Annotated in this window: 5 protein-coding genes; all 5 read left to right on the forward strand. The window is 60.6% G+C overall.

The genetic code is table 11. The annotated features are described in order from the left end of the window. The first annotated feature begins 20 nt into the window (after positions 1-20). Positions 21-1,007, forward strand: coding sequence for a DUF2345 domain-containing protein (locus AC3IFE_RS28835; protein WP_489193595.1), 987 nt, complete (start codon positions 21-23; stop codon positions 1,005-1,007). 19 nt (positions 1,008-1,026) lie between these two features. Further along, positions 1,027-3,339 (forward strand): T6SS effector phospholipase Tle3 domain-containing protein, encoded by a 2,313-nt coding sequence (locus AC3IFE_RS28840; protein WP_489193538.1) that lies wholly within the window; start codon positions 1,027-1,029, stop codon positions 3,337-3,339. Further along, complete coding sequence (locus AC3IFE_RS28845; protein WP_489193539.1) at positions 3,336-4,817, forward strand: virulence factor; 1,482 nt, start codon at positions 3,336-3,338, stop codon at positions 4,815-4,817. The genes AC3IFE_RS28840 and AC3IFE_RS28845 overlap by 4 nt, the downstream gene beginning before the upstream one ends. 65 nt (positions 4,818-4,882) lie before the next feature. Beyond that, a complete protein-coding gene (locus AC3IFE_RS28850) occupies positions 4,883-6,226 on the forward strand; it encodes a virulence factor (RefSeq protein ID WP_489193541.1) in 1,344 nt (447 codons plus the stop codon). Positions 6,227-6,305: 79 nt separating this feature from the next. Continuing rightward, positions 6,306-6,471 (forward strand): PAAR domain-containing protein (locus AC3IFE_RS28855; protein WP_489193597.1); only part of this gene is annotated, 166 nt, incomplete at its 3' end.

Genomic DNA, 6,471 nt, shown 5'->3' on the forward strand with positions numbered 1-6,471 from the left:
GCGAACATGCGCATACCCAGTTGAATCTCGGCTACCTGACGCAGCCGCGCAAGGACGGGCACGGGAGCGATCGGGGCGAAGGCGCGGAGTTGCGCACCGACGCCGCTGCGGCGTTGCGCGCCGCCCAGGGCATGCTGTTGACGACCTATGCGCGTTCGCACGCAACCGGTGGTCAGCTCGATCGCGATGAATTGATCCGCTTGCTCGATCAATGCATGGCGCTGTTCAAGTCGCTCGGCGATCACGCCGGCCAGCATGGCGGGCAATCCGCCGACACGGCCGGCCAGGACAACATCGCCAATGCATTCCGTCACTGGAAACCCGGCCGGGTGGAATCCGGATCCACCGACGACGCATCCGCGTTCATGGCGTTCGGCGCGCAAGCGGGGTCGCTGAACGTCACGCCGAAAACGCACGTCACGTATGCGGGCGAGAACATCGATCAGATCGCGCAGCAACACATGCAAATCACGAGCGGCGAGCGAATCAATCTGCATGCCGGGCGCGGCGTCGCGATGTTCGCGCATGGCGTCGGTGTATCGGCGATCGCGCATCAGGGGAAAGTGGCCCTTCAATCGCAGAATGACGACACGCAAATCGAGTCCGGCAAAAACATCCAGTTGACTGCGGCCGACGGCAGGCTTGCCGGCACGGCAAGCGACGAAGTCGTATTCGTCACGTCCGGCGGCGCGTATCTCAAGCTGCACGGGAGCGATATCGAACTCGGATGCCCCGGCAAGTTCACCGTGAAATCCGATGGTCATGCGTGGGACGGCCCCGCAAGCATGAGCGTCGATCTGCCGGCCTTCGATCGACATACGCTCGGCCGCATCCCGAAGCTGATCCGCCCGACGGACGGTAACGCGGCGCCGGGGTTCGAAGGACAGGTTCGAAAGGCATCGGGAACGCTGTCGAGTTTGACGACCGACACGGCCGGGGAACTGCCGGCGGTCGATACCGACCGGTTCGAGAGGCTCGCGGTGCAGTTCACCAAGAAGAATGTTTAACGCAAGCGCAGGAGTCCGGATGATTGATTCATCTCTCGATCCTCGGCCGGAAGAGGACGCACGCACCAACGAGCACGCCGCGAAGACCGACGTGCCCGACGTGGCTGCGCGGCGCCCGGAGCCACCTCAGATCGTCGTCGGCCGGAGCGACGGGGTCTCGATGTGGACGAAAGACACCCGGCTGATCTGCATCAAGCAAATGCCGTTGCCTGGTGTCGTCATCTTCGTCCATGGGGTGAACTCCGAAGGTGAATGGTTCGAGGCGGCCGAGCAAGGGTTGTGCGATGGCCTGAACCGCCGGCTCGCCCGACTGGATGATCAACTCAAGTATCACGGCATCGACGCCGGGCAATTGGTGCCCGCGAAGTACACGGAAAGCGTGACGCCGGACGGGTTTCTGAATCCGAAGCTTTGGTCCGGCAACTACATCAAAGCCGATCCGTCCTTCTCGCCCGTCATCCATTTCCGATGGGGCTATCGGGCAACCGCCGCAGAGCTGAAAGAGTACGGCGACAAGATCTTTCTGAACGAGAAGGACTATTGGGGCGGCGGCCCGTTCACGAATGGCTGCGCGAGCCTGCCCGATCTCTGGCACGGCGGCCTCGACGACCGCGCAGCCGGGTGGTTGAGCGTCCAGGGGATCAACCCGACCAACCGGCCGCTGTATCGCGCGCCGCCCCGTGCGTATGGCGTGCTCGCGGCGTTGCGCCTTGCGAGGTTGATCGAATCGATTCGCCGCATGCAGGCCGACGTGCCGATTACCGTCGTATGCCATAGCCAGGGCAACATCGTGGGCCTCACGGCGGCTTTCTTCGGCGATGCGCTGCCCGATGTCGAAGATCCGTGGGGACGTAGCGGGCATTGCGTGGCGGATGCCTACGTACTGGCGAATGCGCCGTACAGCCTTGCGCGCGCAGACGGCCCGAATCCATCCGATACGTTCATGGATACCTGGTCGCAACGCGCGACCAGGGACGGCAGCGGTCGTCGCGGACGGCAGACCTACGCCGCGCGCACGAAAACGTTCGGCAAGTTTCTGTCGATCATCGGCACGCGCAAAGCCTACGAACTGCCCGCCGGCAAGATCGATGAAGACATGGCCAACGAACGGGTATCGCCGAGCAGCAAGCGGTCTTATGCGGCACAAGAGGATCGGGCTCGCCACGGCCTGAACGGATCGACATATGGTCGCGTCACCGCGTATTGCTGTCCACACGACCAGGTGATTTCGGCGGTCACGGTTCAAGGCATCGGCTGGCGCGGCATCGACGAGAACGAGCTGAACGATATCAGCGTCCCCGGCGTGCTGACGCAGCGCGTCTTTGCCTCCGGCTTCCAGGTTGGCGTGCAGGAGCGCTATCGGTATTGGGAAGATGACTGGCGGCATAACAAAAAGGGAACGACGTCGGGATTCTGGTATCCGCCTTCGCCGCCTGCCAAATTCAATCTCATCGGTGCGCTCAAAGGGAATGAGACCATCTGGGGAGTGGCGGCAACACTGGCGACTGCGCCGCTCATGTTCGTCGTGACCGGGTTCAGCTCGGCGTTGAACATGTTCCGCGTGAATGCCAATCCGCCACAGAGATGGACCATCGTGGCGGACGCTCCGGCACTCGACGAGCCATTCCCGCCGAAAGCGAAGCGGTTCGGCAAGCCGGTCAAAACGACGGACGGCGCCGCGGTGAGCGACTTCAACGAAGGCAACGATCCGCCAGCCGCGTGGCGCGACGCAAGCAAGAGCGAGGCAGACAAGCGCGCGGACGATCCTTACGATCAGTACGAGGCGAAGAACGCGGACAGTGTCGCGCAAGGTACGGCAGAGAGCGAAGCCGGACAGCGTTACGAGGACCGCGCGTTGATGCGGATGGAGGCGCGGCGAACGCTGAATACGGCATGGCTCGATGGTGATGGCCACGTGATCGGCGAGGACGGCAAGAGCGAAATGCCGGAGGGCTACAAGGAATGGCGCGACAAGCAGATTGTCGATTGGCTCGATCGTGGCTCGACCAACAGCCCGACGAACCATTCCACGACGATGACCAATCCGGAGCACGCCGAAAAGGCACTTGCGTACGACGTGGCGATCGGGGTTTGCTATCTGACGCCCGAGCAAATGAAAGCGCTACGGATTGAAGCCGATTGGCGGATGGGAAACGGTATCCCAGAGGACAGTTCAAACAAGAAATATGCCGACTACTTCACAAAAGGGATGCTCGACACATTGCCGATGCATGAATGGGTACATGCGGAAAGCAGTGAAGGCAAGATGCCGGACACGATCACGGATGAACGAGAGGGTCAGTTCTATCTGAAGGTGGGGGGTGCGATATGAAGGCACTGATCGCTACCTGGCCGCGACGTGCAGCCCTTGCGGTCGCAGCATGGATGATCGCGGCCATACTCATGGCGTCGTTGATTGCGCACGTAGAACAACCGGACCCGATACACCTGGAAATAGGAGATTGGATGAAGCGATTTGTAGTCGTGCCCAGCCTGGCTGCACTCCTGGTGCTCCTATTCACCACGGCCATGGTACGGTCGGCACACGCGGCCCCCGCGACGGAACTCGTAACGCATGCGGAGCCTTCCGCGGAAGAAGCGTCGAAGCCTTTCGTCGTACAGGTCGCTGGGTTAATCTGGTTAAATCCATTGGAGCGTAAAGACTACCCGACGCAATGGCAATTATTGTGGACGCAAGGGCTCTCAGCACCGAACAAGAACGATGACATGGTGCGAACCGATCCGAAGTCGTTCGCAACGCTGCAATCTGTAGCAGGCATTGCATATGGCAATGATGGGACAGAGACGTTTAAAGGCTTCTATCATAAGTACATCAACGAGGCACTTGGGTTGATGCATACCCGTTATGCGACAAACGCAAAGTACTTCTACACGGTGAATCCAGACAATTCAAAAGACTGGCGCGAACTCGCCGGCATTCACGTTGAAGTTGCGATACCCCCAAGGCTCGACCCGATTTATGCCAGAGCAACATTGACCAAGGAGATTGTCGAATATTTCGAAATCGGCCCGCCGTTCCCCAAGACTTTGTGGAGCCGCGACACGCCTCCCGATGTGCAAATCACACAAGGCGGGCCAAACGCCGGATTCACATCCCTGAACAAAGCCTTGGACTACTTGCAGACGAACCCCGACAAGAGCGTCTGGGTGATGAACTGGGACGCGCCCAACTTCCCGCCCGCGGATGCACAGATCAACGAGAACCTTGTCGTGCTGTTCCTCGCTGGTCCAACGTTCAACACCGAGCGCGAACCGCTTGCCTGGATCGGCAAGGCCGCAACCAGTAACACGCGTGATTTTCCGCAGAAGGTCGGCACGACCCGCGCCGTGCAGGCGTGGAAGGCGACCATCGACCAAGCGGCACGCAATGCCGGCGTCGCGGTCTCGGATCTCCACTACATCGTCCACGACGCAGGTAAAGGCAGTGACGCATCGTCGGCACGCCTTGCCGTGCTCGGACAAACCTTGACCGAAACCCTCCCCGAATACGACCACCGCAAGCAGACATTCAACACAGCCGCCCTACTCGGCGATATGGGCACAGGCAGCGCATTGACCGACGTCGCGCTCGCCATCGGCCGGATCAATCACTTCGGCGGCAATGCACTCGTCGCCGGCACGACCGATCCGGAGCACCCGGTCGCGGTCGTCGTCCTGCCGCCGTCGAAGCTCACGCCGATCGATCCCGACAGGGACTGGTTCCGCGCACGCGGCGGAAACAACGCCTACCTGCCGTGGTGGGGGCGTCGGCACGATACAAATTACGGCATGCAAGGCTATTCATGGTGATGCACACCGGTGCGGCAGCGAGTTACATGTGAACGTGACTGTTGTATCGAGCAGCAGGAGATGGGATGAAACGATTTGTAGTTGTACCTAGTTTGGTGGCACTCGTGGCGTTTCTGTTCACGACTGCCGTGATGCGTTCGGCGCATTCCGCACCCGCAGCTGATCCAATAGCGAACGCAGCTCCGGCCGTCGAAGAGCCGATGAAGCCGTTCGTCGCGCAGGTCGTGGGTTTGATCTGGTTGAATCCATTGCAACGCATGGACTACCCGACCGAATGGCAACTGCTGTGGACGCAAGGGCTTGCCTCGCCGAACAAGAATGACGACATGGTGCGCACAGATCCGAAGTCTTTCACTACGTTGCAATCGGTAGCCGGAATCGCTTATGGGAATCGAGGCACGGAGACATTCAAGGGCTTCTACCACAAGTACATGGAAAAATTTCCCGGCCTATTGAGTAGTCGTTACGCGATGAACGCCAAGTATTTCTACACAGTAAAACCGGATGACAAGAAGGACTGGCGCGAACTTTCCGGGATTCGCATCGAGGGTGCAGTTTCTGAGCGCCTTGATCCGGCTATCGCGCGCGAATACCTGGCAGAGCCGATCCGAAAAACCTTCTTTATCGGCAACCCACATTTCCCGACGATGTGGAGTCGCAGCGCGCTTCCCGACGTACAAATCACGCGAGGCGGCGCGAACGCTGGGTTCACTTCATTGAACAACGCATTGGACTACTTGCAGTCGAACCCCGACAAGAGCGTCTGGGTGATGAACTGGGACGCGCCCAACTTCCCGCCCGCGGATGCGCAGATCAACGAGAACCTTGTCGTGCTGTTCCTCGCTGGTCCAACGTTCAACACTGAGCGCGAACCGCTTGCCTGGATCGGCAAGGCCGCAACCAGTAACACGCGTGATTTTCCGCAGAAGGTCGGCACGACCCGCGCCGTGCAGGCGTGGAAGGCGACCATCGACCAAGCGGCACGCAACGCCGGCATCGTGGTCCCTGACCTCAACTACGTCGTTCACGACGCAGGCAAAGGCAGCGACGCATCGTCGGCACGTCTTGCCGTGCTCGCGCAGACCTTGACCGAAACCCTCCCCGAATACGACCACCGCAAACAGACATTCAACACGGCCGCCCTGCTCGGCGACATGGGAACAGGCAGCGCATTGACCGACGTCGCGCTCGCCATCGGCCGGATCAACCACTTTGGCGGCAACGCACTCGTCGCCGGCACGACCGCCCCCGAGCATCCCGTCGCGGTCGTTGTCCTGCCACCGTCGAAGCTCACGCCGATCGATCCCGACAAGGACTGGTTCCGCGCACGCGGCGGAAACAACGCCTACCTGCCGTGGTGGGGGCGTCGGCACGATACAAATTACGGCATGCAAGGCTATTCATGGTGATGCACACCGGTGCAGCAGATTGCTTCATCCGAACGTGATCGCCGCGTCAGACCTCAAACCATTTGGAGGACGAAATCCCATGCGGGGAATTATCCGGGTAGAAGATACGCACACCCACGGCGGCCGGGTCGAATCCGGCGCCCGAAAAAGCACGGTGATGGGGCGCGCGGTCGCTCGTATCGGCGACGCGTGCTCGTGTCCGATTCATGGCGCCTGCACGATAGCCGAAGGCGAACCGGCCTTCG

Source organism: Burkholderia sp. APQ4-4ca (assembly GCF_057837105.1).